The organism is bacterium (genome assembly GCA_024228115.1).
Classification (GTDB): Bacteria; Myxococcota_A; UBA9160; order UBA9160; family UBA6930.
The window spans coordinates 47262-72386 of the sequence record JAAETT010000234.1; the positions used below are offsets into that span (position 1 = coordinate 47262).

Here is a 25125-nt window from a genome sequence, read left to right on the forward strand (position 1 = left end):
TATTTCCGCCCGACCTGCGCCTGGCCCCGGCGAGGCGGTCCCGGTTGCCTGCACGGCCGATCGTGGGGCGGGGGGCGGTCAGCGCGGAAATAAAGCGCAGGCATCTCGGCTATTGGGCGTGTGCAAGTTCGCTAGCGGCGAAGCCGCGTAAGCGAACCCGTGTCCAGGTCGAAAGCGGCCTACCAAGCCCCGGCCGAGCCATTCCGCGATGGCCGCCCCCCGGCCCGCGATCCGTCTCGAGGAGCCAAGCGGCGCCTGCCGCAGGTTTGGCTGGGAAATGGGGGAGGGGTTAGAAGATGTAGCGCCTCATCGAGACGTTCATGAGGAGGCCGATGGCGACGAGGTTGGCCAGCAGTTGAGAGCCGCCGTAGGAGACCAGGGGGAGCGGGACGCCGATCACCGGGGCCAGGCCCAAAACCATGGCGACGTTGATGACGGCCGGCCAGAAGAGCATTCCGACGACTCCGATTGCGAGCATGGCGCCGAAGCTGTCTTTGGAGTTGTTGGCGACGACGAGGCCCCAGATCATCAGCAAGAAATAGACGGCAAGCAGCGTGACCGAGCCGAGGAAACCCCATTCCTCGGCGAGCACCGAGAAGGCGAAATCCGAATGCTGAGTCGGGAGGAATTGGAGTTGGGTCTGGGTGCCTTCGAGGTATCCCTTGCCAAAGAGCTCGCCGGAACCGACCGCGATCCGCGACTGGATCTGCTGGTAGCCGGAGGCGAGCGGATCTCGGGAGGGATCCAGGAAATCGAGGATGCGCTCCTTCTGGTAGTCCTTGAACACGTAGGTCCAAAGGCCAGCGAGTCCTACGACACCGGCGGCACCAAGCGCGGCCCACGCGCGAGCAGGAATGCGAACGAACAACAGGTAGGTGGCCGCGATCAGCATCGTCAGCACCGCAACCCCCATGTCTCGTTGCAGGACGATCAAGCCCACCGGGCCCGCTGCAATCATGGCGGGCCCCCAGAGATCGCGGACGCGACGGATCTCACTCGGCGGGTTGCGGTGGAAGTAACGAGCCATCGCCAGGATCAGGCCCACCTTCGCGAGTTCTGCCGGCTGGAGGCTGAGCGGGCCATAGATCAGCCACGAGCGGTTCCCCCGCGTGATCGGAGCCAACACCAGAGTGGATGCGACCAACAAGAGCGTGCCCACATAGACCGGCACCGCCAGACGTTCGAGACGCCGGTAGTCGAGGACCAGGGCCACCAGCATTCCGATCGTGGCGACGCCCAGGGCAAGCGTCTGCCGGCGAAATTCCGGCGGCAGGCCTGACTCCACCCCAGGCGAGGATGCCGAGTAGAGATTCGCAAGGCCGATCCCCAGCACGCATGCGACGAGCCCGAGCAACACCCAGTCGAAGTGCTGCAGGGAACGCCGGTCAATCGCCGGATTCATCGTTGCCCCCTTCGGTCGCGGCCACCAACGGCCCACCGTTCTTCTTCTCGAAGTAGCGGGCCAGGATGCGCTGAGCGATGGGTGCCGCGGCCGTGCTGCCGTGAAGGCCATGCTCGACGAAGACGGCCACGGCGATCTCCGGATCGTCCGCCGGAGCGAAGGCACCGAACCAGCCGTGATCACGCTGCCGAATCGGGATCTCGTTCTCCTTCAGGCCTTCCACCTGATCGAGACGAACGACCTGTGCCGTCCCCGTCTTGCCCGCCACCTCGACACCGGGGACACGCGCACGTGCACCGGTTCCATGGGGCTCCTCCACGACAGCGCGTAGACCGCGACGAACCAGGGCGAGCCGGGCCGGCGTGACGGGCACTTCGCCAGCCTGCTCCGTCGGGAAGCTCTTCACGGTGATTCCATCCTGGGTCTCGAGCCGCAAGACCAGCCGTGGCTTCATCACCTTGCCACCATTGGCGAGAGCGGCATAAGCGACGGCGAGCTGCAACGGCGTGTAGAGATTGAAGCCCTGACCGATGCTCGCCGACACGGTCTCGCCCGGATACCAGGGCTTCCCGAAACGCCGCCGCTTCCACGCACTGCTCGGTACCAACCCGGGCGCCTCGGATCCCAGGCCGAGGCCCGGTGTGCGGCCGATTCCAAACGCCTTCGCGTAGTTGGCAAGCCGGTCGATGCCGAGCTTCTCACCGTAGGTGTAGAAGAACACATCGCAGGATTCGCGTAGCGCATCCATGAGATCCACCGTGCCGTGCCCGGCGCGCTTCCAACAGCGGTAGACGCGGCCACCGAAACGAAAGAACCCGGGACAGTAGGCCGTCGTACGCGGACCGATCACACCTTCCTGCAACAAGGCGGCCGCAACGATGGCCTTGTGCGTCGAACCCGGAGGATAGTGATTCTGGAGTGCGCGGTTCTGAAGAGGATCCCAATCATCGGATGTGAGCCCCTTCCAGGTGGCCGTGTCGATGCCGCCGGCAAAGGAGTTCGGGTCGAAGGCGGGCCGCGACACCATCGCGAGCACGTCACCCGTGTTCACATCGAGGGCCACGGCGGCACCAATCCGTGCGAGTTCGCCCTCGGGAGCCTCTTCGAAGCCTTCCTCGGCGGCGAGTTGCAGATCCCGATCCAGGCTCAACACCACCCGGCCTCCGGGCACCGCCGGCACCTCCAGGAGCGGATCCCCCACCTCTCGGCCAGCGACGTCTACGACGACATTCCGGCCGCCTTCCCGACCGCGGAGATGGGCCTCGAAGCGCGCCTCCAAGCCGGTCTGCCCGATCACATCGCCGGAACGGTAGTCCTGGAAGGCCTCACGTTCGAGCTGATCGGCGCGGATCTCTCCGATCGTCCCCAGGAGATGAGCGGCCAGGGTGCCGGAGAGATAGTGGCGCCGGGGTTCGACGTGGGTGTGAACGCCCGGCATCGCGAACCGATGGGACTCGACCCGCGCGAGCATCTCGAAATCCAGATCATCCGCCAGCACGCGAGGACGGAAACGCCGGCTCCCCCTGCTCGAGCCCGCCTTTTCGTCCAACTCCGCAGGGGCCGCTCCGAGCAACTGCCCGAGAGCGGCGAATGTCCGTTCACGAGCAGAAAGATCGTTAGGCGTGACCTCCAGCCGATAGGCCGGACGCGTACTGGCAAGCACCCTGCCTTCCCTGTCGAGCACTTCTCCCCGCGGTGCCTCCAAACGAACCTGGCGAACCGAGTTCTGCTCGGACCGGCGGCGCAGCTCGTCCCCCTCCAGGATCTGGAGCTGGAAGAGCCGGACCACGAAAACGAACAGGACCCCAAGGATCAAGGCGGCCGCCAGGTACAGCCTTCCTTCGATCGGCAACTGCCCCCCCGCCAGTTGGGTGCTCAAGACGCAGCTCCGTTCACAGGCCAGACCGTCCTGTCTCGAGCCGCATCTCCCGCCGGGCCTGACTCTCGTCCAATCGGTCTACGAGGCCCTGAGCCAGGCTGCCGACGAAGGGGGCGCAAATCCCGGTCACGGCCGCCCGTACCAGAGCACCCCCGACTTCGGCCCCATGGAAGTGGAGACCCAGAAAGAACTGACTACCCAGCACGAGCAGGATCGCATCGACCAGGGACATGACGCTGACGAAGATGGCGAGGGGGAAGCCGTGCCGAAGATCGAGCTGGGCAGCGATCCCACGGGTCGCAACCACCTCCAGGATGCGCAGCATCGCTTGTTGCCCCAGCAGGGTTCCTGAGAGCGCATCGGCGCCGAGCCCGAGCGCCGCAGCCACCACGAGGGCCTCACCCGGACGCAGCACCAGCCCGGCCGCCACTGCCGCGAGGAGAGACGCCTGGGGGACGAACCGCACGGGCATCCCGGCAGCCAACGCGCTCTCGACCACCAGGGCCAGCAGCCCGAGCAGGAGCAGCGCCACCGCATTCCTCACGGTGCCACCGCGTCCTTCGCGGCCGCCTCTTCTTCCCCGGCCGGGTCGGCGAGATCCCCGTCTCCAGCAAACAGCAGATCCATCGTGGGCGCGCGGCGCAGCATCACGAAGACCTGCTCCAGATGACCGAAATCGACGGCCGGCGTGACCCGTGCCTTGTGCAGGAGTTCGGCGCGATCCGTGCTCACATCGGTCACGCGGCCGACGCGGACGCCCTTCGGATACACGCCGCCGAAGCCGGACGTGATCACGACGTCACCGGGCAAGACATCGTCACCACGAACCATGAAGACGAACTCGAGCTCGCCGCTCCCGGTGCCACGCACGATGCCTCGAGCGCGACTGCGCTGAATGATCGCGTCGGCGGCACTGCGCCGATCGAGCAACAACATGGCCCGGCTGGCATGAAGCGAGGTGGCCGTCACCACCCCGACGAGCCCGTGCTCCGAAACGATCGGCATGCCCGAGAGCACATCCGCACGGCGGCCGCGATCGACGAGGATCGCGTGAAACCAGGAAGACACATCCTGGCCTACGACTTGAGCCGGAAGCAGCGGCACCTCGAAGCCTTCCCGCATGCGGGCGATGCCGTCGAGGTGCCCGCTGGCAACGAGTGCTTCGCGAAACTGGAGGTTCTCTTCCTCGAGCTCCGCAAGGCGGCCCATCAACTCGTCATTCTCGAGGCGCAGATCGACCAGGGCCACGTAGTTCGCCCAGGTCTCTCCCAGCCAATCCACCGGGCTTGCCAGCGCCTTCTGCACCGGCGCGGCGATCTCGAAGATCGAGTTGGGAAGATCCGAGCCCGTTGGTTCCAGAGGCGGCGCCGCAGCCGAGGGCGAGCCGTCGCTCTCAGGGCCCACCGGGGCGGTACCCCGGGCGGGGCTTCCCCGATCCTGCAACATCAGGACGAGGGTCAGGAGCAGCAGCCCCGCGAAGAGGAGGGGCAGGCGGATGCGGCGCAGAAAATCGCCCATGGCCTCCCCATGGGCGGGGGCATCACGACGGGATCGTCACCTCGCGCAGCAGCTTGAGCTCGTCGAGCGTCTGGCCTGTCCCGAGCGCCACGGCCGTCAGCGGATCTTCGGCGAGCATCACCGGGAGCCCCGTGGCCTCCCGTAGCAGCACGTCGAGGTTTCGCAGCAAGGCACCGCCCCCCACCATCACGATGCCTTTGTCCACGATATCTGCAGCGAGCTCCGGCGGCGTCTGCTCGAGGGCAACACGCACGCTCTCGACCACCGCTGTAATCGGCTCTTGCAACGCCTCGAGGACCTCGTCGGATTTGATCTCGAGTGTCTTCGGGACTCCCGCGACCAGGTCCCGGCCCTTCACTTCCATGACGTCGATATCCGCCGTCGGGTAGGCCGTACCGATCTTCATCTTAATCAGTTCTGCGGTCCGCTCACCGACTAGCAAGTTGTACTTGCGCTTCACGTAGTTGATGATGGACTCGTCCATCTTGTCGCCGCCGACGCGAGCCGAGTTGGAATACACGACTCCGGAGAGCGAAATCACCGCGACCTCCGTCGTGCCGCCACCGATATCGACGATCATGTTGCCCGACGGTTCTGTCACGGGAAGCCCGGCACCGATTGCGGCGGCCATGGGCTCCTCGATCAGATAGACCTCGCGCGCTCCGGCAGCGAGTGACGCTTCGCGGACGGCGCGTTTCTCGACCGATGTAATGCCCGAAGGAACCGCCACCACGATGCGCGGGCGTACCAGCGCCGACGAGCGGTTGTGCACACGCTCGATGAAGTGGCGCAGCATCGCCTCCGTGACGTCGAAGTCGGCGATGACGCCGTCTTTCATCGGACGGATGGCGACGATGTTGCCCGGCGTGCGCCCGAGCATCTTCTTCGCTTCCTCGCCGATGGCCCGGACCTTGTCCGGCCCGCGGCCATCCTTCACCACCGCCACGACACTGGGTTCGGACACCACGATGCCTTTGCCCTTGGCGTAGACGAGGGTGTTGGCCGTTCCGAGATCGATGGCCAAGTCGCTCGAGAACCAACCCAGGATGCGTTTGAAGGGCACCAGCTTCTCCCTGTGGTCGGCCTGTGTTCAGATTTCGAACCCGGTTTGGAACAGGGTCCAGATCGTGAGCTTCCAGACCGACAACTCACGGCCTAAGTCCGCGGTTTGAAAGCGCCTTTCCCTATCCGGGAGGGGCGATGAATCATCCTATCAGCCCCCGGGGAAGGCGGCAAGGACAATCCCGAGCGGGCTCCTGGGATTGCCCCCCTGCGGAGCCCCTCGTACCTTGCCGGGCTTCACACTCGACGGTCCCGGAACGGGGCCACAAGGGGAAGAGATGCTCCGTGCGCTCCGGGAGGGATCCCGCTGGTTCATGATCCTGGTGATCGGGGCGATTGCCGTCGTGTTCACGTTGTACCTCGGCGGCGGGGGCAGCGGCGGTCCGGTCGAGGAGGACGGCGTCGTCGTGCGCGTCGGCTCCCGCTCATTCGACCTGCGAGAGGTCGATCGGGTGAAGCGCGGGATCGAAGCCAGATACCGCGAGGCCCTGGGCGATGGCTATGACCCGAAGGCCGCGGCGCCCTTCCTCGACGAATCCGCCGCCAGCAGCCTCTTGCAGATCGGGCTGTATGCCTTCGAAGCCGAGCAGATGGGCCTCGTCGTCAGCGATCGGGAGGTACGCAACTACCTCCACAGCTTGCCCGGCGTGTTGGACGAAGAGGGCAAGCTCAATCAGGACCTCGTGCGCAACTATGCGGAGCGTGAGTTCGGCAGCTTGCTTCGCTTCCAAGAAGCCCTGCGGAGCGAGATCCTTCAGGGCAAGCTCCAGCGCCTGCTCTGGCAATCGGTCGATGTCTCCGAGGCCGAAGCGCGGGAATCGCTCCGCTACACGGGCGAGCAGGTGAAGATTGCCATGGTGACCCTGGACGGAAGCAAGAGGCCGGAAGGGCTCGAGGCCTCCGAGGAAGCCGTCCAGGCCTTGCTCGACAACGAGGCGGAGCAACTCCAGGAGGCCTACGAAAAACGTCGTTCCGAGTTCGATCGGCCCGAGGAGGTGCGCGCCCGCCACATCCTGATCCGCAAGGCCGAGGACGGAGATGAGGCTTCCGGGGCAGCGGCGGACGAGAAGCTCGAAGCCGCCCTTGCGCGGCTCGAGGGCGGTGAGGCCTTCGCCGACGTGGCTGCCGAACTCTCCGACGACCCGGGCAGCCAGGCCCGCGGCGGAGATCTTGGATTCTTCTCCCGCGGTCGCATGGTGAAGGAATTCGAAGACGTTGCGTTCAACCTGGAGCCCGGCCAGGTCTCGGATGTGGTCGAGAGCAGCTTCGGGAGGCACATCATCCTGCTCGAGGAGAAGCGCGCGGCCCAGATCACACCCTTCGAAGAGGCGCGAGAACAGATCGCGCGCGATCTTGCCCTCACCGACGCCTCGACCGCAGCGGCACGGGAAAAGGCCGAGACCCTGGCCGAACGGGTGCGAGCCGGCGAAGCGCTGGTCGATGCTGCGCGAGAATCAGAGATCGTGATCACCCGCCCCGATCCCTTGCGCCATCGACCCGATGGCTTCGTCCCGGGCGTGGGTGCGGAGCCGGAGCTGTTGGGTGCAGCCTTTGCCTTGACCACAGAGTCCCCGTCCGACCCGACCATCCACGAAGTCGGCGACCGGAATTTCGTACTGATCCAGCTACTGGAACGGACCGGCCCGACCGACGATCAGCTCGAAGCAGGCGCCAACGCGGAGCGTGAGCGCCTGCTCGGGGAACGCCGCCAGGCGACCACGACCGAGTGGCTGGCCCGGGTCCGCGACGAGCTCCAGGAAGCTGGAGAGCTGGTCTACGACCTCACCCAGCTGGACTGACGAGAAGCGGAGAGCGGGCGCCCCCAAACGAAAACGGCCCCCCGGCGCATTCCACGCCCGGAGGGCCGCAAGGCGGTCGGTCGCTGGCTAGAGCGTCGCCTCGAATGCGAACGCTTCCAGGCGGTCGCGGCTATCCGAGTTGCGAAGCTTCGTCAGTGCCCGGGCTTCGAGCTGGCGAACGCGCTCGCGAGAAAGACCCAGCTTGCCGCCGATCTCCTCGAGCGTGTGCTCGCGCTCGCCCTTCAGGCCGAAACGCCAGCGCAGGATGTTCCGCTCGCGCTCGCAGAGCTGGGCAATCGACGTATCGCTGGCCCGCTCGAGGCGCGCGTGGTCAAGCCCCGCCACCGGCGAGATCGGGTTCTGATCAGCAACGATGTCCTTGACCTTCTTGGAGTCCGTGCCGGGCACGTCCTTCTCGAGGCTCACCGGCTCGCGGACCATTCGCTGGAGCTGCTCGGCACGCTCCACCTCGATGTCCATCGTCTTGGCGATCTCACGGGTCGTCGGATCCCGGCCCAGTTTCTTTTCGAGCGCGTTATACGCCCTGTAGTACTTGAGCAAGGTGTCATGCACATGGCTGGGGATCCGGATCGTCCGAGAATGATTCTGGATGGCCCGGATCAGTGCCTGGCGGATCCACCACACGGCGTATGTCGAGAACTTGTGCCCGCGGTGGTACTCGAACTTCTCGACGGCCCGGATGAGGCCGATGTTCCCCTCCTGGATCAGATCCTGGAAGGTGATCCCCATGTTCCGGAAATCCTTCGCGATGGCCACGACGAGCTTCAGGTTGTGCTGCACGAAGACGCTCTTCACATCCGACAGCCGATCCCACTCGTCTTCAACGCGCCCCATGTGTTCGACGAAGTCGCCGATCTCCATGCCGACCTCGTAGGCCAGCTCGGAACCGCGCTCGTTCCAGCGCACGAGATCCTGCTTGCGCTTGGCCTTGCCGGCTTCGCTCTGGGGGGGCCGCTTGTTCGAGCTCAGCGCAGCGATCCGGCGGTTGCAGCGAGCCGCATCCTTGTACAGCTCGAGCACGCCCTTGCGGATCCGCCCGAGCAGCTGCATGGACAGATCGGCCTCCTTCAGGAGCCGCGCGGCGGCACGCCGGTCGAACTTGAGCACCTCAGCCGACTTCTCGGCCTCGATTGCGGCCTCGCGCTTGCGTAGCGCGAGCTCGATCTTGCCGAGGATCTGGTCGATTCGGCCGCCGAGATCGACACCCTCGGGCGAGCCCGAGCCGAAGGACTCGCACATCTTGCCGGTGGCGCGGTTCTCGGCCTTCAGGCCCTGCCAGATCCGCACCGCTTCCTTGGCGGTCCACGGAATCGTGACCATCCCCTCGCGAAAAGCGAGCGTCGCAGCCTCGATCTCCTTGGCGAGGATCACTTCCTCTTCCTTCTTCAGGGTCGCGATCTCAGCGATGTCCTTGAAGTAGGAAACGAGGGCACCGCGCTCGCTCGAGCGCTGGCTTTCCTTCTGGGTGTTCAGCCGCTTCGGATCGACGCGGGTCATCGACTTCGCGCTCTTCACGGCCTGCGCATCGGTCTCCTGACCGAGTTCGTTTTCCGGCGCGATCCGCCGCCAGGTTGCACGGCGCTGCGCTTCAATGGAGAGGTCGTTTTCGTTGGTCATCCCTCACCCCTTTGTCTGGGAGCGACGAAGTAGGGTCGCCGCATTTCAAAGTCCCGCCGCGCTCTCGCTACCGGGCTCTCCGGAAGCTCCTGCTCGCGTGCAGGCCTCGATTTTCGTTGTCCTGGTCTGGTTGCCGGCGTGGCGCCCGGCTTCGGTTTCCCGGATCCAGTCAGCTGGCTCTCGGGTTCTCTCGCTGTCTCTTGGGCGCTTCACTGGTCCGGTGGGAGGCGCCCTCTTCGCAACTCCGATCCGTACCCGGCTGACAGGTGGTCCCGCCTTGCCGTTTTCCTCTCACCTGTTGCGGGTTCGTTCCGCTTCGGAGGCCCACGTGACGCTCGATCCAGGCGACGCAACACAAAAACTCGTGCAACGCTCGTCCCAGTCGTCCTCACGCTGGCCACTCTGCTGCATCGCGACGCGTTGCAGCAGAGTCATTTAGTGAGAAAAATCAGGCAGTTCGGAAGACCGTTTCCAGCTGGAGTTGCCGGAGCCCGTCATTCCTAATCCATTCGGACTGCAGGATATTCCGCTTTAGTCCGTTTGCCAAGCATGAAATGACGCTCTCGGAAAGAAAATATTCATTAGCAATCTCAGCTACTTGAGAGCATTTCCTCGATACGATCGAGTCACCTCCTGACGCGACGCGCCATGATGACCCGAACGAGCGGTCGGGAAACGCTGCGTCATGTGTCTTTTTCTGCGCGTCACGCCCCGAACTCGTGCTTTTTCCGGCTGCACTGCGCAGAATCGCAGGACTGCGCGGCCCGCCTGACCATCGAACAGGCGCGGACCCGAGGCCCGCAGCCCTTCTCGAATGCGACCCGATGCGCCTAGGCGAAGGACGCCTTGCGGTGGCGAATCAGTTCCATGAACTCCGATCGGGTCATCGGGTCGGTCTGGAAGACGCCCTTCAACGAACTGGTGATGGCGAACGTGTTCTGCTGCTGCACGCCACGCATCATCATGCAGAGGTGGATCGACTCGGCGACCACCGCGACACCCCTTGGCTGGAGCACCTTCTCGAGGGTCTCCGCCACCTCCATGGTGAGGCGCTCCTGCACCTGAAGGCGCCGCGCGAACATCTCGACCACACGAGGAATCTTGGAAAGCCCGACGACCTTGCCGTCCGGGATGTACGCCACGTGGACGCGCCCGAAGAAAGGCAGCATGTGGTGTTCGCAGAGGCTGTAGAACTCGATGTCTTTGACGACGACCATCTCGTCGTAGCTCACATCGAACATGGCGCCATTGAGGATTTCGACCGGATCTTCCTCGTAGCCCTTGGTCAGGAAACGCATGGCCTTCGCCACCCGCGCCGGCGTCCGGTCGAGACCATCCCGCTCGGGATCCTGGCCGAGTTCGGCGAGCAGTCCCCGAATCAGGGGTTCGATGGGATCGGCGTCGTGGGCGTCGCTCATTGAGGGCCTCCGTCGGGCAAACGCGGACTCTAGCCCAACGCCCCTCAAGGCCCGATCAGTAGCTGCGCAGGAGCCCTCGCACGACGCCGCGGATCTGGACATCCTCGGCGGGAACTTCGATCGGCCGGAGCGTCTGGTTGGCAGGCTCCAGGATCACTTTGGGGCCCTTCTTGTAGAACTTCTTGAGCGTCGCTTCGGAGCCGCGCACCAGTGCGACGACCGTCTCTCCGTTGCGGGCCTCTGGGCGGCTCTCGATGACGACGAGGTCACCGTCCTGGATGTGCTCATCGATCATCGAATCGCCGCGCACCTGGAGAACGAAGCTCTCGCCGCGCCGACGCACCATTTCCTGAGGCACCGCGACGCGCTCGTCCACCTCGAAGGCCTCGATCGGGGCGCCTGCCGCGACCGTGCCGAGCAGCGGGAGTTCCACGAGGCCGGTCCGCTCCTCGTCCATGGGCTCGACCGAGCGGGAGCGATTCCAGGCCTTCTTCAGGAAGCCCTTCTCCACCAGGTGCTGGACGTGCTTGTGGACCGTCGCCACGGAGGAGAGCCCGAACGCTTGTCCGATCTCCTCCAGGCTCGGCGAATAGCCCTTCTCATCTACGAATTGGCGAATGAAATCGTAGATTTCTCGCTGGCGACGGGTCAGGGCCACGAAACGGCCTCCAAACGGTGATTTCGCCGGAGATTCGCCGAACAGAAGGCGAAGGTCAAGCAAGAACCCAAGAAAAACAGGGTGCTGACTTGACCTTGAAAAACTCGTGCATACCGTCCGGGCTGGTTTGGCAAACACTCGCGTCGAGTGCTAACTCGACCCGCTCGGATCGTTCCGATCCGAGTCATCCCCAACGCCCGCCCCACCCCCATCCCGGGTGAGGGTCTCGGAGGAGTTCGCTGGTATGAAGATCCGACCGCTCCAGGACAGGATCCTGGTCAAGCGCCTGGACGAAGAAGAGAAGACCGCCGGGGGAATCATCATCCCCGATTCGGCCAAGGAGAAGCCCCAGGAAGGCGTCGTCATCGGCGCAGGAGGAGGCAAGGTCCGCGAAGACGGCACCGTTCAACCCTTGGACGTGAAGAAGGGCGACAAGGTGCTGTTCAGCAAATATGCGGGCACTGAAGTCAACCTGGACGGCGAAGAGCACCTGATCATCCGCGAGGACGACGTCCTCGGGGTTCTGGAGTAACTGGTAATGGCAAAAGAAATCAAATTCGATCAGGAAGCGCGGCAGAAGCTCCTGAGCGGCGTCAATGGCCTGGCCAACGCCGTGCGCGTGACGCTCGGACCCAAGGGCCGCAATGTGATCATCGAGAAGAGCTTCGGCTCTCCGACCGTCACCAAGGACGGCGTCACCGTGGCCAAGGAAGTCGAGTTCGACGACCGGTTCGAGAACATGGGCGCGCAGATGGTGAAGGAGGTCGCATCGAAGACTTCCGACGTGGCCGGTGACGGCACCACGACCGCCACCGTCCTGGCTCAGGCCATCTACCGCGAGGGCAGCAAGCTCGTGGTGGCCGGCATGAACCCGATGGAGCTGAAGCGCGGCATCGAGAAGGCCGTCGAATCCATTGTGGGCGAGCTCCAGAAGCTCTCGAAGCCGACCCGCGACTCGGAAGAGATCGCTCAGGTGGGCACCATCTCGGCGAATAGCGACGAGACGATCGGTGCGATGCTGGCCGAGGCCATGCAGAAGGTCGGCAACGAGGGTGTGATCACGGTCGAGGAAGCCAAGTCCATGGACTCGGTCCTCGAGGTGGTCGAGGGCATGCAGTTCGATCGCGGCTACCTGTCGCCGTACTTCGTGACCGACCCGGACCGCATGGAAGCGGCCCACGACGAGCCGATGATCCTGCTCCACGAGAAGAAGATCTCGAACATGAAGGATCTGCTTCCCGTCCTCGAGCAGGTCGCTCGCCAGGGCAAGCCGCTGATCATCGTGGCCGAAGACATCGACGGCGAGGCTCTCGCCACGCTCGTGGTCAACAAGATCCGTGGAACGCTGAACGTGGCCGCCGTGAAGGCCCCGGGCTTCGGTGACCGCCGCAAGGCCATGCTGCAGGACATGGCTGTCCTGACCGGTGGCCAGGTGATCGCCGAGGAGCTCGGTCTCAAGCTCGAGAACGTGACCCTCAAGGATCTCGGCAAGGCCAAGCGCGTGCTGATCGACAAGGACAACACGACGATCATCGATGGCGCCGGAAGCAAGAAGTCGATCGAGGGCCGCTGTGCGGAGATTCGAGGTCAGATCGAATCGACCTCCTCCGACTACGATCGGGAGAAGCTCCAGGAGCGGCTCGCGAAGCTGGCCGGTGGTGTGGCCGTCGTGAAGGTGGGCGCCGCGACCGAAGCGGAGATGAAGGAGAAGAAGGCCCGCGTCGAGGACGCACTCCACGCAACCCGTGCTGCAGTCGAGGAGGGCATCGTCCCCGGCGGTGGCGTGGCGTTGCTGCGGAGCCAGAAGTCGCTCGACGGCGCGGAGAAGGACCTGAACGACGAGCAGGCTGCGGGTGTCTCGATCATTCGCCGGGCCATCGAGGAGCCGCTGCGGCGGATCGCGGAGAACGCTGGCGTCGAGGGCTCGATCGTGATCGACAAGGTCAAGAACGCGAAGGGCGCCAACGGCTTCAACGCCGCGACCGAGGAGTACGAGGACCTGCTGAAGGCCGGCGTCATCGACCCCACCAAGGTCGTTCGCGCAGCCCTGCAGAACGCGGCCAGCGTGGCCTCACTCCTGCTGACGACCGAAGCCATGATCGCCGACAAGCCCGAAGAAAAGGGCGCCGGCGGTGGTGGTGGCGGCGGCATGCCCGATATGGGCGGCATGGGCGGTATGCCCGGCATGATGTAGGCGTCCTCGGACGTGCTCATCCCACCGCCCCGGAGCTTCCGCTCCGGGGCGGTTCTTTTTTGAGGCGCATGCCGGCCGCTCAAGGCTCCGGGGGGTCGGGCCGAAACGACCCGTGTGGACGAGCGTCAGAGCCAGGAGCGGCTCGCGAAACGGCTGACTGCGATGGGACTCGAGGTCGAGATCCTGGCCGGTGGCCGCTGTCTGCGCGGCGTCTTGTCGCTCGCTCACGAACCGTTCTTGACGCCCTCTGGGCCCCTCACGGTCTCCAGCATCGAGTTTGCCAGTGTGGGCCCCCAGCGCATCAAATGCCTGAGGCCCGCTTCCTTCTTCCAGCTGCCCATCATCTCGATCGCCGGCTGCGGAGAAGCCTCCGAGCTGGAGGGACGCATCCGCGCGGCCTGGATCGATCACATGGCGGGCCAGCGGAACCTGCGAAGCCAACTCGTGGAATCGCAGCTCGCCCATGAGAGCGAATGGGACGAGGCCGGCCTGGCACTCTCGGTCGGCCAGGATGATCCCGGCGCCCGGGCCCGTTGGATCGAGGGACGAACGTTCGCCCTCCCCTCGCCGGGCCCACTTGCCGGCCATGCCCTGGCGAGAGCCTCCGACCGGGTCATCGACCTACCGGCCGAGGCTCGCTCTGCTTCGGAGATCGAGATCGCCATCACCTCATGCCTGGATGAACTCACGCGACAGCTCGACCAACGTGAAGCCCGACGCCGGCGCCGCAGCGCCCTGGAGGGTGATGAAAGCCCGGCCGAGCCTCTGCACCCGGTCTTCCGGGGTCGCGACCGCCAGATCCTGCTGGTCGGTCCGCAGCTCGCCGAGGATGCGGCGCTCGACGCAGCACTGCGCCAACGGGGCTTTCGCACGACCCAGGCTCGCGGTGCGGACAGCGCGCGCCGGGCGTTCGACGAGAGCTCATTCGAAGTGGTCGTGACCGACGCGGTTCTGGACCGGGCCGAAGGCCTCGAGCTGATTCCGACCCTGGCCGACGTACCTGGCATCGGGCAGCTGCCGGTCGTCCTGATCGACGACCGGGCCCGCGAAGGCCGAAGGGAGGCCGCTCGGGCCCTCGGCGCCGCCGGATACCTCGTGCGCCCACTCGACCCCCAGCGCCTGGCCGCGGGCCTGGAGCGCATGCTGGTCGAACGCCCGCGCCGCCGCTTCGACCGCTTCGCACGCAAACTGGCTGTGGCGTGGACAGACGGCTGCGACGGGTTCACGACCGTCGTCGGCCGGCTCGGAATGTTCGTCTCGACGGGGCGACAGAGCTCCCCGGGTGCCCTCGAGAGCGTGGAACTCGCGCTCCCCGAAACGGGGGAGCGCGTTTCCATGGACGTCGAAACCCTCTACCGCGTGGATCCCCGCGGCGGACGCGATCCCGGCATCGGCGTGCGCATCCGCGCCTTCTCGGACGATCACGAGAGCCTATGGATCGACTATCTGACGGCCCTCGAAGGTGCGACTGGCTAGCGCTGGCTCAGCCCAGCTTTGCGCGGGCCTTGTCGATATCGCTGTCCATGATCGTCTTGCGCTTGTCGGCGATCGCAGAGGCGTGAGCCTCACGCGCAAGCCGCGCAAGAAAATCTTCCGTGGCTTCGACCGCTCGGTCGATCGCCGATCCAGAAACCCTGAGCCCGTCGCCATGTTTGGTGATGAGCCGCTTCACGACCGCGTTCGGCAAGTCTGCCATTCGTACCTCCTGCGTGGTGTCTCGCTGGTGTGAAACAAACAGCGGCCGAGGGGGATTGTCAAACCCGTCGATTGTAGTGTTCTACCCTCAGCTATTTCGAGCCGCTTCCTCAGCCGCTCTCACCACCTCGCCAAGAGACCGGTTCTCGCGACGGGCCGCACGCTTGCAATCGTCGTACTCGGCGGACACTTCGAGTTGGCCGTCGGGAGCGGTGACGAACTTCACGCGGATCTTCCCGAAATCGGTGTCCACTCGGCGCACTTCACGCGGCAGGATCAGGCGATCCGCTTCCAGGCAGCGGACGCCGAGACTGCCCGTCACGGAGAGCAAGCGCGTTGCCATCGGAATGCGATCGGCCGGGGTCGTGAGCACGCGCAGGAGAAAACCCGGCCGATTCTTCTTCGTCTGCACATGCTGGAGCGAGACGTCGAGCGCACCCGCCTCGAGCAGCTGCTCCATCACGTGATCGAAATGCTCGGGAACCAGATCATCCAGATTCGCCTCGAGACAGACGACCCGATCCGCGCCACCGCCGCTCTCCCGCCCGATCACCACACGCAACACATTCGGGAGAGGACCCGGCCGATCGTTCCCGGCGCCGTGGCCAATCGCCTCGATGGTCATCGCCGGGAGCCCGGTGAACTCGTCGGCGAGTGTGCGCAAGATCGCCGCGCCGGTGGGGGTGATCGTCTCCCAGTTCACGTGGGCGGGCACGGTCGGCACCCCACGCAACAACTCGAACGTGGCCGGTGCCGGAAGAGGAAGTCGGCCGTGCTCGGTTTCTACGACACCTTCGCCCAACGCCACCGGCCCTACCGTGACACGCTCGATCCCCATCGCGTTCACCGCAATGGCAGCACCCGTGATATCGACGATGGCGTCCACGGCGCCCACCTCGTGGAAGTGGACCTTCTCGATCGGAATGCCATGCACGCGTGCCTCCGCCCGGGCCAGGACGGCGAAGATCGCCTGGGCCTGGTCACGCACCTGCGCGTCGAGCTTTGCAGCGTCGAGCAGACGACGAATCGTATCGAAGTGACGGTGGGGATGGTGATGACCATGCCGGGGCTTCGGCACCTTCACATCCACATAGGGCGCGGCCAGGGCGCCTCGCTTCGCGCGGCGGACGACCAGGCGATGATCCACACCGAGGCCGCCGAGCGCCTCCGTGAGCTTTCGACGCGGCAAGCCCGCGTCGAGCATCGCACCCAGGAACATATTGCCAGCAGCGCCAGAGAACGGATCCAGATGGAGAACGCGACGCCCCCCCGCGGGCGCCTTCGGCTTGGGTTTCGCCACGCTCAGAGCCTGTTGATGAGGGTCGCCACGGTCGCAGCGCCAAAACCGTTGTCGATGTTCACCACTGTCACATTCGATGCGCAGCTGTTCAACATGGCGAGTAGCGCCGCGAGGCCACCGAACGAAGCGCCGTAACCGACGCTGGTGGGCACGGCGATCACCGGCTTGTCGATCAGCCCTCCGACCACCGAGGCCAGGGCTCCCTCCATGCCAGCGACTGCGATCACCACACGAGCGCTCCGAAGCAATCGGCTCTCGCCTAACAGACGGTGCAGGCCGGCAACGCCGACGTCAGCGAGTAGCTCCACCTTGTTCCCGAAGCGCCTGGCCACGCCGGCTGCTTCTCGCGCGACCGGGAGATCCGACGTTCCCGCGCAGACCACGGCGATCGTTCCCTTGCCACGAATCTCGACCTCGGCCGGCCCGAACCAGAGCAACCGAGAGGCCTCGTCGTATTCTCCGCCAGGCAGTAGAGCCAGGATTTGCTGGGCAGCCGCCGGCTCGATCCGCGTCGCGAGCGGCGATTGGCCCGCCTCCACCAACGCCCGCGCGATCTCCGCGATCTGTCCCGGCTCCTTGCCGAGCCCGAAGATCACCTCGGGGAGACCCTGACGAAGCGCCCGGTGGACATCGACGCGAGCCGCCCCCGATGGCGTCTCGATCGCAGGCGGCTGGGCGAGCGCTTCGAGAGCCTCGTCCGTGTCCAGCTCCCCGCTCCGTACCGCTTCGAGCAAAGCCCTTGCTTGTTCGCGTTCCACCGCGCGAGAGTAGCCGACTCCCCAGGCACCAAGTAATGAGGCATCGGAAAGTCAACCAGTGGGGACGGAGTTTACAATTGACTTGTTGAAGAGGGGCGCTGCCCCTCTTCAACAAGTCAATTGTAAACTCCGTCCCCACTGGTTGACTTTCCCAGAGCCGCATTGACCGGTCGAGGCGCCCCCCCGAACATGAGGAACATGAGTCGGATGAGCAGAGTGGTGGCAGGGATTGCCACGCTGATTCTGGTGGCGCTCAGCTTCCCGCCACTCGGCTACTGGCCGCTTGCATTCGCGATGCTGGTCCCGATGTTGCTCGCATTGGAGCACCTCTCCGTGCTGCGGGCGATCGGGTTCGTGTGGCTCACCTGGATTGCGGTCGTCGTCGTCGTGTGGCGATCGGCCATCCACATCCTTTCCGTCGAGTTCCCTGTACCCGCCCCGCTTGCCTGGATCGTCCTGCTGCTCGTCGGCCTGGTCGGTGCGATCCCCCCAGCCCTGGCCGCAGGCGCCTACGGGCGGCTTCGCCCGAAGCTTCGAGCCAGCTCAGCTCCCCTGGTCTTCGCGGCGTTCTGGGTACTTGCCGAGTGGTTCCAGGTCGAGGCACTCCGCTTGCCGTGGTTGCTCTCGTCCCACACCCTGGCGCGCGTGCCGCTGGCGCTCCAGACGGCCGACCTGTTTGGCGCCTACGCGGTGAGCTTCTTGTTGGTCTCCCTGAATGCGGGGCTCGCCATCGCCCTGCTTCGCCGCTCGCTTCGGCCCGCACTCGTTCCCCTGCTGCTCGCCGTGCTGGCGGCCGGCTACGGAGCCTGGAGGCTCAGCAGCCCTGCCGGCTCTGGTGATGCATGGAGCATCGGGCTGGTACAGGCGGCGGTTCCGCAGTCGCAGCGCTTCCAACCCGGCTCGGCCCTGCGAAATACCCGCCGCCACCAGCAGCTGACCCGGGCGCTGGCGGAGGGCCGGGAGCTGGATCTCGTCATCTGGTCCGAGACGACCATCGACACCGACCTGGACCAGACACCGAGGCTTCGGCAGGAGGTCGAGGCGTTCGCGAAGGATCTCGGCGTTCCGATCCTGACGGGCGCACCCCGCTCGAAAGAGGGATCGCCCACCAACTCGGTGGTCCTGATCCAGCCCGACTCCGGAATCGGGGAGAGCTACGACAAACAAGTGCTGGTCCCGTTCGCGGAATCCGACCCACCGCTGCGGCCGATCTGGCAACCACTGCTAGGCGAGTTGGCAGTCGGGGTCCCCTACGTCCCGGGCCGCGTGCCCACCGTCTTCGCATCCGGCCCGGGACGTTTCTCCACTCCCATATGCTTCGAGACCGTATTCCCGGGAACGATCCGGGAGTTCGTCCGAGAGGGCGCGGGCTATCTCATCAACCTCTCGAACGATGTCTGGTTCGGAAGCCGGAGCGGTATGGAGATGCAGTTCCGGCATGCCATCTTCCGAGCCGTCGAGCATCGGAGCTGGGTGGTGCGGGCCGCCAACACCGGGATTTCCGGCTTCATCGATCCGGCCGGTCGCATCGTCGCCTCGATCGGTAGCTTCGATGAGGGGACGCTCACCGGGTCCGTGCAGAACTCCGAAGAGCAGACGCTCTATGCATGGGCCGGCGATCTACCGCTGCTGGTGATCCTGGTCGCCCTACCCACCCTCGCATACTTCCGGGACAGGCATCGAACGGCAGATTGTTCACCCAACCCCGCTGATTCCCCGCAAGATGAGTGTGGGGTTTCTTAGCCGGAACCTCGAGAAACCACTCGGAACCGGAAATTGACCCGTCTTGGGACCTCCGGAACTGCTCCCAACGGGAGGAGTTGGAGAGGTCCGATCCCGCGCTCACGAAAAGCTCCTAGGAGACCTGCATGTGCATCCCGAAGCTGCGGCACCTCGTCGTCGTTCTCTGCGCAGTGGCCCTTTTGGCCCCCTCTGCCTCCGAAGCCGGCCGGCCGCGCGCCTCCCATGAGGCCTTCGGACACCAAAGCTACCTGAGCCCCCAGTCGAACCCGATTGCGTTCTCCGAGTGCGCAACCAGTTCCTGGGTCTTCGCCGTCAGCACCACCAGCAACCGGGTGGACGTGATCAACGCGGCTACGAACACCTGGTCCGATCACGTCCGGGTCGGCATGGACCCCGTCGCCCTGGCGGTCAAGCCGACGGCAACCTGCGCCGGTCGCGAACTCTGGGTCTCCAACCACATCTCCGACTCGGTCAGCGTGGTCGATATCGACCCGAGCAGCGCCAGCTTCCTGCAGATCGTCGAAACCATCCAGGAAGTCGATTCCAACGGCGTGAGCCAGTTCGATGAGCCGGTCGGGATCGCGTTCAGCCTGAACTCCAACAAGGCCTACGTGGCTCTCTCTTCCCGCAACGATGTTGCCGTGATCGACACCACCACCTACGCCGTGACGTCTCGCCTGCACATCACCAACCAGGACCCGCGAGCGCTGACGGTTCGTCGCCTGGGACCCAACCAGGGCGACCCGGAACTGCTCTACGTCGCCGCCTTCGAATCGGGCAACCAGACGGAGCTCTCGCTCTGCGGAAGCGTTTCACCCGGCAGCCAATGCACGATGGACTTCGGACAGTTCGCCGTCAACCTCCTTGCCATTGGCCCCGCCCTTGCCGGCCTTCCGCATAACATCGTGGTCGACCCGGACGTCCCGGACCGGGATGTCTTCGTCTACAACACCTCCACCGACACCCTGGTTTCGGGAGGCGCGGTCGAGCACGTCGGCTCACTGCTCTACGGCATCGCGGTCGACAGCTCCGGCAACGCCTTCGTGGCACAGACCGAGGCGCGGAATGCTGCCAATGGCCTCGCCGCCCTGCCGCCCGAAGGGAATACCGAAGATCTCGTCGACCTCGACAACCGGCTCTTCCTCAACCAGATCGGCACCCTCAGCTGCACGGCGGGCGGCTGCGGATCGCCCGGGCTGATCGAACTCGAACCGCTTCCCCCCTCCCACCCGACGGCAGGGAACCAGCTCGCCACCCCCTACGGCATCGCCATCAGCGATGACGATTCGACCCTGGTCATGACCGCCGCCGGATCGAGTCGCGTCTTCACGGTCGACACCAGCAGCGGCACGGCGCTCGACATTGCCGATCTCGGGAGCGGCGCGAGCGAGTTCCAGCAGATCCCGCGCGGCGTCGTGCTCCGGTCGAATGCCACCACAGGCGCCCCGGAAACGGCCTATGTGCTGAATACGCTCGAAAATACTGTCTCGGTGATCGACGTCAGCAATCCCTCGGCCATCTCGACCGGCGGCAGCAAGATCAACGTCGGAGCGGATCCGACGCCCGCCGCAGTTCGCAGGGGACGTATCGCGCTCAACAACGCCAACGGCTCGACCACCGGCACCTTCTCCTGCGGCAGCTGCCACCCGGATGGCAACACCGACCAGTTGTTGTGGAACCTCGGCGCGCAATGCACGTGGACGGCGCTCTGTGCCCAGAAGGAGCCTCGTAGCACCATGCCGATTCGTGGACTCCGCGACACCTTGCCGTTGCATTGGGACGGAGTTCCGGGTGATCCCTTCGGTGGACCGAACGGTGAGGTGGGGCTCTCCGGCTCCTCCGGGCCCAACTGTGCCACCGAACATGATTGCTTCCGCGACCTGGTCGACGGTGGCCTTACCGGCGTGATGTGCGATCAGGCCAGCGGTTGCCCCAGTCCGCAGCTGACGACGGCGGAACGCGACGACATGGCAGACTTTCTTGCAGTCGTTTCCTACCCGCCGGCGCGTTCGCGGCGGGTCGATGACAGCCTCTCGGTCTCGGCCCTGACCGGTTTCGAGGATTTCTTCATGGATCAGGGGGGCGTTGCAGCACCGACGACCTGCGCCGATTCCGACGGGGGCTGCCACGAACTTCCGCTCGGAACCGCGACGGCCTCCGAATCGCTGGGTGGATTCGACTCTCCGACCCAACGCGGGCTGACGGATCGCTACGTGCAGTTCTCCTCCGGATTCACCAGCACCGAGGAGATCATGCTCGCGTCGAATAGCGGCATCTCGACGCCGCTCTTCGGCACGGGCCCGCCGAACGACTTCCCCTACGACCCGGCCGGCGGGCTCGAAGAGGAAACCACGTTCGGCGTCGCCTTCGCGGTCTTCAACCCGGTCTACAACGTCGATGCCGGAACCATCTTCCAGATGTTCGAAGAGGCCAGCAACGGGCATCCCGGCGCGCTCGGGCGCCAGGTGACGTTGAACAACGTGACGACGATCGACCCGCCCGGCCCCTCGCTCTCGCCGGCGGAGGAGGTCCTGGTCGATCTCGAAGCCGCCGACGTCCAGGGCGTGGTGAACCTCCGAGGCTTTGGGATCCGCTTCGGAATCCAGGACGTTCCCATTTCTCGACAATGGGAAATACCAGGTGGGGCCCAACCAGTTGACCCGAGCGCAGATCTGAACCGCCCCGGGTTCTCCGGAGACCCAGTTAGTTGAGCACCGCCCCTGTGGCGGTCGCTTCCTGCTGTTGATCGTACATCGCTTCGAACTCTGCCGGCGGGATATTCCCAATCGGCTCGAGAATCCGCCGGTGGTTGAACCAGTCGACCCACTCGAGCGTGGCGAACTCGACCTCTTCGAGGTTCCGCCAGGGCCCGTTCTGGCGGATGACTTCGGTCTTGTAGAGGCCATTGATCGTCTCGGCCAAGGCGTTGTCGTACGAGTCCCCGACGCTGCCAACCGAGCGCTCAATACCGGCTTCCGCCAAGCGCTCCGTGTAGCGAATGGCAAGATATTGAACACCACGGTCGCTGTGATGAACGAGGCCCGCGTGGTCCGGGCGTGCATGAAGCGCTTGCTCCAACGCATCCAGTGCCAGGTCGCTTCGAAGCGAGTTCGATACGCGCCATCCGACGATCTTCCGCGAGAAGGCATCCGTGATGAAGGCCACGTAAACGAAGCCCGCCCAGGTGGCCACATACGTGAGATCGACGACCCAAAGCTGGTTCGGGCAGGTCGTGGTGAAGTCGCGCTTGACGAGATCAAGAGGCCGATCGGCGAGCTCGTCGGGAATCGTGGTCTTGACCTTCTTGCCGCGCACTACGCCTTGGAGGCCCATTTCGCGCATCAGGCGCTCTACCGTACACCGAGCCACATCGAACTCCTCCCGAATCAACTGCCGCCACACCTTTCGGGCTCCATAGACCCCGAAGTTCTCCTTCCACACGCGCTCGATCTCCTCGCGAAGCCCAACGTCGCGGGCGACCCGGGCTGGGAGGCGGGAGGCATCCGCCTCCCGTGCCTTCTGCTCGTAGTACGTCGACGGGGCGATCTGCAGCTGCTCGCAGATCGGCTCGACCCCGTGTTCATCGCGATATTCGTCGATGAACGACACCATCATCTTGGTCGGCGGTCGAGCTCCGCCTGGGCGAAATACGCGGACGCCTTGCGAAGAATTTCGTTGGCGCGGCGAAGCTCGCGATTCTCGCGCTCGAGCTCTTTCACCCGAGCCTGCTCATCGCTCGAAACGCCATCTCGGTGCCCCGTATCCACCTCCGTCTGCCGAACCCACTTGCGGAGAGATTCCGGCGAGCAGCCGATCTTCCCGGCGATCGAGCACATCGGCCTCCCACTCGGATCCGTACTCAGCCCTGTGCTCCAGAACCATCCGGACCGCTCGTTCCCGGACCTCTTGCGAAAACCTGCTCCTGCGTGCCATGACCCAATCCTCTCAAGGAATCGAGCCTCCGGCAAACCCGGGGCGGTTCAATCCTCGCCGAGGCACAGGTGGGAGATCTACTCGCAACCGTGACAGCCCATCTGCGCGCCGGCGTGAGTGAGAACACACCCCAGCCCCTCGCTTCGGTGCCCGGTGCGAACTGCGGAACTGGAGTGGGCACGACCGGGGACCCGGCGCTTCCGGTCCTCTCGGGCAGCGCAACCGAGATGATTCTCGAAACCCTCCACGTCACCACCGCGGACCACGTATTCGTGGATGGCCTGCTCGACGGCAGCGCCTCCATCAGCATGCTCGGTGGCACCTCGCTTTGTGAATCAATCGGCGATGACACGGTCGCGACCGACCGGGTGTTGGTCGATCTGGGGAGCACACCGTCCAACGGAACCCACCTGCTCCAGATCCAGACCGATCAGGGGCTTCTCTCGAACGAGCTCCCGTTCGTCGTCCAATAGCCTGGATCGTCGGCCGGTGGTCGGGGGAACCGCCTCCCCCGACCGGCCGGTGGCCGGGGCAATCACCCAGGCTACGGGCAGTGAAGGGACAGGCGAAGGATCCGCTCCTCCACCTCACTCCCGCGGAATCGGCGTTGCCCCAACAAGAGGGTCCTGGCATCTCGCGATAGGCTGATTCCGGTCGGCACTCCCCAACTCCCGAGTTCGCCGAGTTCCAGAGCCACACGCTCTCCACCGACTTCACCGAACTCGACGCCGGTGCCGTCGAAGAGCGGCCGGTCGAGTTCCTCACGGTCGGCAGCTGCGGCCAACAGGAAACCGAGCTGGCCCGGAAGCAGTCCGAGGGTCCGACTCCGCCGGGTCGTAGCAAGCGCCAGGAAGGAACCATCCCCGTTGAACGAAGCGCCCCCTGCCCAGACGACCTCAGACCCGAGGGATTTCTCCTCTCCGGTGGTCAGATCAAGGGCGAGAGCCTTCAGCGGCCGGTAGGGATTGCCGCGCGCCAGCAGGAACGTGCGCGCATCGGGCGACCAGGCCAGCGGCACCACCCATTGGGAGCCACCAGACACGATCACCTCGGCTTCCCCCAACTGGAGTCCCCCGTGGCCGGTCCGGACGGTCGTCGTCACCAGCGCGTAGCCATCCTTCGTCTCGCGAGACCAGAGAAGCCGACCCGACGCCGGACCGATCCAGGCGTGGTCATCGGAGCCCGGGTGATCCGTGAGCCTGCGCGAACCGGTACGCGGCACCTCGCCCTCTGTTCCGATGGCATGCAGCTCCGTGTTGCGAGGGTGCCTCCAACTGGCGTGTCGATCGGTGGCGAACACCATCCCAGTGCCGCTGTGCGCCAGGGCCGGGCGAACATTGTTCCCCGCTTCGCCGCAGGTCCAGCAACGCGAACGCCCCGAGGCGAGATCGAGCCAGAAGATCTGGCGGCCCCCCGCCTCGGTCGCCGCGTCGAACCAGATCCGCTTCTCTTCCGGGTCGAAGCGCGGGTGCGCTCCGCTCCCGGGAAGGATTTCGAAGCCGGCGAGTTCGCCCTTGCAGCGCGGCGCGGGAAGCATCTCCAGCCGGGCATCGACGTCGAAGACCTCGGATACCATCGCGGCCGAGGGGGGCGGTGCAGCGGGCGTAGAGGCCGCTCCCAACCCGGCAAGCAGGACGATGCCTAACGTACCCCCCAGCGCGGCAGCGGCCCCCTTCCCGAGTTGACGGAGGAGGCCCGGACCGGGGCCGTCCCGGCGCGCCGCTCGAAACAGGCCAACGAAGACGAGCAGCAGGACGAGCAAGAGGAGAACCGTCGCACTCGGCGCAAGCTCCACCAGACTCGCAAAGCAGGCGGGCAGTGCAGCCAGCCCCAGGACCGCGCCATCGGCCAGGTGGCGCATCCGCAGAGGGCCCTCCCCGGTCCGCCGGGCGATCAGGGAGAGCAGCACGACGAGCAGAAGGCCGCCTGCCAACGCTCCGGCAGCGATCCAAGCCGGCGAAGGAGCTTCGGCCACCGCCAGGATCGCCAACGCTCCGACCGGGAGACCCGCGAACCCACTGCAAAGCCGCCAGATCAAGAGCAACACCTCCGCAAAGGCCGGAAGAATACGGGACCTTCGTGGCTTCGCCCGCTGGGACCGTCTTCCGAACACGCCCCAGCCACTTCC

19 protein-coding genes, 1 pseudogene and 1 other annotated feature are annotated in these 25125 nt (G+C 65.3%); of the genes and pseudogenes, 7 read left to right on the forward strand and 13 right to left on the reverse strand.

Annotated features, from left to right (window positions below):
• Positions 1–289 precede the first annotated feature (289 nt).
• The 5 genes from rodA to GY937_10935 are packed head-to-tail and all read right to left on the reverse strand — an operon-like array spanning position 290 to position 5847.
• Positions 290–1402, reverse strand: coding sequence for a rod shape-determining protein RodA (gene rodA / locus GY937_10915; GenBank protein ID MCP5057223.1), 1113 nt, complete (start codon positions 1400–1402; stop codon positions 290–292).
• Entirely contained in the window at positions 1386–3281 is a 1896-nt protein-coding gene (mrdA, locus tag GY937_10920; GenBank protein ID MCP5057224.1) for a penicillin-binding protein 2, read from the reverse strand. The genes rodA and mrdA overlap by 17 nt, the downstream gene beginning before the upstream one ends.
• Before the next feature lie 13 nt (positions 3282–3294).
• Positions 3295–3825 carry a hypothetical protein gene (locus tag GY937_10925; GenBank protein MCP5057225.1) on the reverse strand — a complete coding sequence of 177 codons (531 nt, stop codon included), beginning with the start codon at positions 3823–3825 and terminating at the stop codon, positions 3295–3297.
• Positions 3822–4799, reverse strand: coding sequence for a rod shape-determining protein MreC (mreC, locus tag GY937_10930; protein MCP5057226.1), 978 nt, complete (start codon positions 4797–4799; stop codon positions 3822–3824). Before mreC ends, GY937_10925 begins: the two co-directional genes overlap by 4 nt.
• A gap of 22 nt (positions 4800–4821) precedes the next feature.
• Positions 4822–5847, reverse strand: a complete 1026-nt coding sequence (locus GY937_10935; GenBank protein ID MCP5057227.1) for a rod shape-determining protein — start codon at positions 5845–5847, stop codon at positions 4822–4824.
• A gap of 292 nt (positions 5848–6139) precedes the next feature.
• Here GY937_10935 and GY937_10940 point away from each other — a divergent pair, with 292 nt between their 5' ends.
• Positions 6140–7660 (forward strand): hypothetical protein, encoded by a 1521-nt coding sequence (locus tag GY937_10940; GenBank protein ID MCP5057228.1) that lies wholly within the window; start codon positions 6140–6142, stop codon positions 7658–7660.
• An 87-nt stretch (positions 7661–7747) separates the two neighbouring features.
• On the opposite strand, the gene GY937_10945 is transcribed toward GY937_10940, so the two are convergent.
• From GY937_10945 to lexA, 3 genes are all read right to left on the reverse strand, one after another.
• Positions 7748–9298, reverse strand: a complete 1551-nt coding sequence (locus tag GY937_10945; GenBank protein MCP5057229.1) for a sigma-70 family RNA polymerase sigma factor — start codon at positions 9296–9298, stop codon at positions 7748–7750.
• An 830-nt stretch (positions 9299–10128) separates the two neighbouring features.
• Positions 10129–10716, reverse strand: a complete 588-nt coding sequence (folE, locus tag GY937_10950) for a GTP cyclohydrolase I FolE (GenBank protein MCP5057230.1) — start codon at positions 10714–10716, stop codon at positions 10129–10131.
• A 55-nt stretch (positions 10717–10771) separates the two neighbouring features.
• Positions 10772–11374, reverse strand: coding sequence for a transcriptional repressor LexA (lexA, locus tag GY937_10955; GenBank protein MCP5057231.1), 603 nt, complete (start codon positions 11372–11374; stop codon positions 10772–10774).
• Between the two features lie 244 nt (positions 11375–11618).
• Here lexA and GY937_10960 point away from each other — a divergent pair, with 244 nt between their 5' ends.
• The 3 genes from GY937_10960 to GY937_10970 all read left to right on the forward strand — a co-directional run bounded on the left by GY937_10960 (position 11619) and on the right by GY937_10970 (position 15044).
• Positions 11619–11906, forward strand: a complete 288-nt coding sequence (locus GY937_10960; GenBank protein ID MCP5057232.1) for a co-chaperone GroES — start codon at positions 11619–11621, stop codon at positions 11904–11906.
• Between the two features lie 6 nt (positions 11907–11912).
• Positions 11913–13568 carry a chaperonin GroEL gene (groL, locus tag GY937_10965; protein MCP5057233.1) on the forward strand — a complete coding sequence of 552 codons (1656 nt, stop codon included), beginning with the start codon at positions 11913–11915 and terminating at the stop codon, positions 13566–13568.
• A 114-nt stretch (positions 13569–13682) separates the two neighbouring features.
• Positions 13683–15044: a response regulator gene (locus tag GY937_10970; GenBank protein ID MCP5057234.1), complete on the forward strand. Its 1362-nt coding sequence runs from the start codon at positions 13683–13685 to the stop codon at positions 15042–15044.
• Positions 15045–15051: 7 nt separating this feature from the next.
• On the opposite strand, the gene GY937_10975 is transcribed toward GY937_10970, so the two are convergent.
• From GY937_10975 to larB, 3 genes are all read right to left on the reverse strand, one after another.
• Positions 15052–15264, reverse strand: coding sequence for a hypothetical protein (locus GY937_10975; protein MCP5057235.1), 213 nt, complete (start codon positions 15262–15264; stop codon positions 15052–15054).
• A gap of 87 nt (positions 15265–15351) precedes the next feature.
• Positions 15352–16563 carry a nickel pincer cofactor biosynthesis protein LarC gene (gene larC, locus GY937_10980; GenBank protein MCP5057236.1) on the reverse strand — a complete coding sequence of 404 codons (1212 nt, stop codon included), beginning with the start codon at positions 16561–16563 and terminating at the stop codon, positions 15352–15354.
• 2 nt (positions 16564–16565) lie between these two features.
• The gene (gene larB, locus GY937_10985) at positions 16566–17321 is read right to left on the reverse strand and encodes a nickel pincer cofactor biosynthesis protein LarB (protein MCP5057237.1); all 756 of its coding nucleotides are present in this window, start codon (positions 17319–17321) and stop codon (positions 16566–16568) included.
• Between the two features lie 207 nt (positions 17322–17528).
• On the opposite strand from larB, the gene lnt reads away from it, so the two are divergent.
• The gene (gene lnt / locus GY937_10990) at positions 17529–19064 is read left to right on the forward strand and encodes an apolipoprotein N-acyltransferase (GenBank protein MCP5057238.1); all 1536 of its coding nucleotides are present in this window, start codon (positions 17529–17531) and stop codon (positions 19062–19064) included.
• 125 nt (positions 19065–19189) lie between these two features.
• Positions 19190–21775 (forward strand): hypothetical protein, encoded by a 2586-nt coding sequence (locus GY937_10995; GenBank protein MCP5057239.1) that lies wholly within the window; start codon positions 19190–19192, stop codon positions 21773–21775.
• Here the strand turns inward: GY937_10995 and GY937_11000 are convergent.
• Positions 21768–22997: pseudogene (locus GY937_11000) on the reverse strand (IS3 family transposase). The gene GY937_10995 and the pseudogene GY937_11000 overlap by 8 nt on opposite strands.
• Positions 22602–22718: a sequence feature (AL1L pseudoknot), on the reverse strand. (Overlaps the previous pseudogene by 117 nt.)
• A 68-nt stretch (positions 22998–23065) precedes the next feature.
• Between GY937_11000 and GY937_11005 the strand changes: the two are divergent.
• Positions 23066–23470 (forward strand): hypothetical protein, encoded by a 405-nt coding sequence (locus tag GY937_11005; protein ID MCP5057240.1) that lies wholly within the window; start codon positions 23066–23068, stop codon positions 23468–23470.
• 71 nt (positions 23471–23541) lie between these two features.
• On the opposite strand, the gene GY937_11010 is transcribed toward GY937_11005, so the two are convergent.
• On the reverse strand, positions 23542–25035 hold the full coding sequence (locus GY937_11010; protein MCP5057241.1) for a hypothetical protein: 1494 nt from the start codon (positions 25033–25035) through the stop codon (positions 23542–23544).
• Positions 25036–25125: the final 90 nt, after the last annotated feature.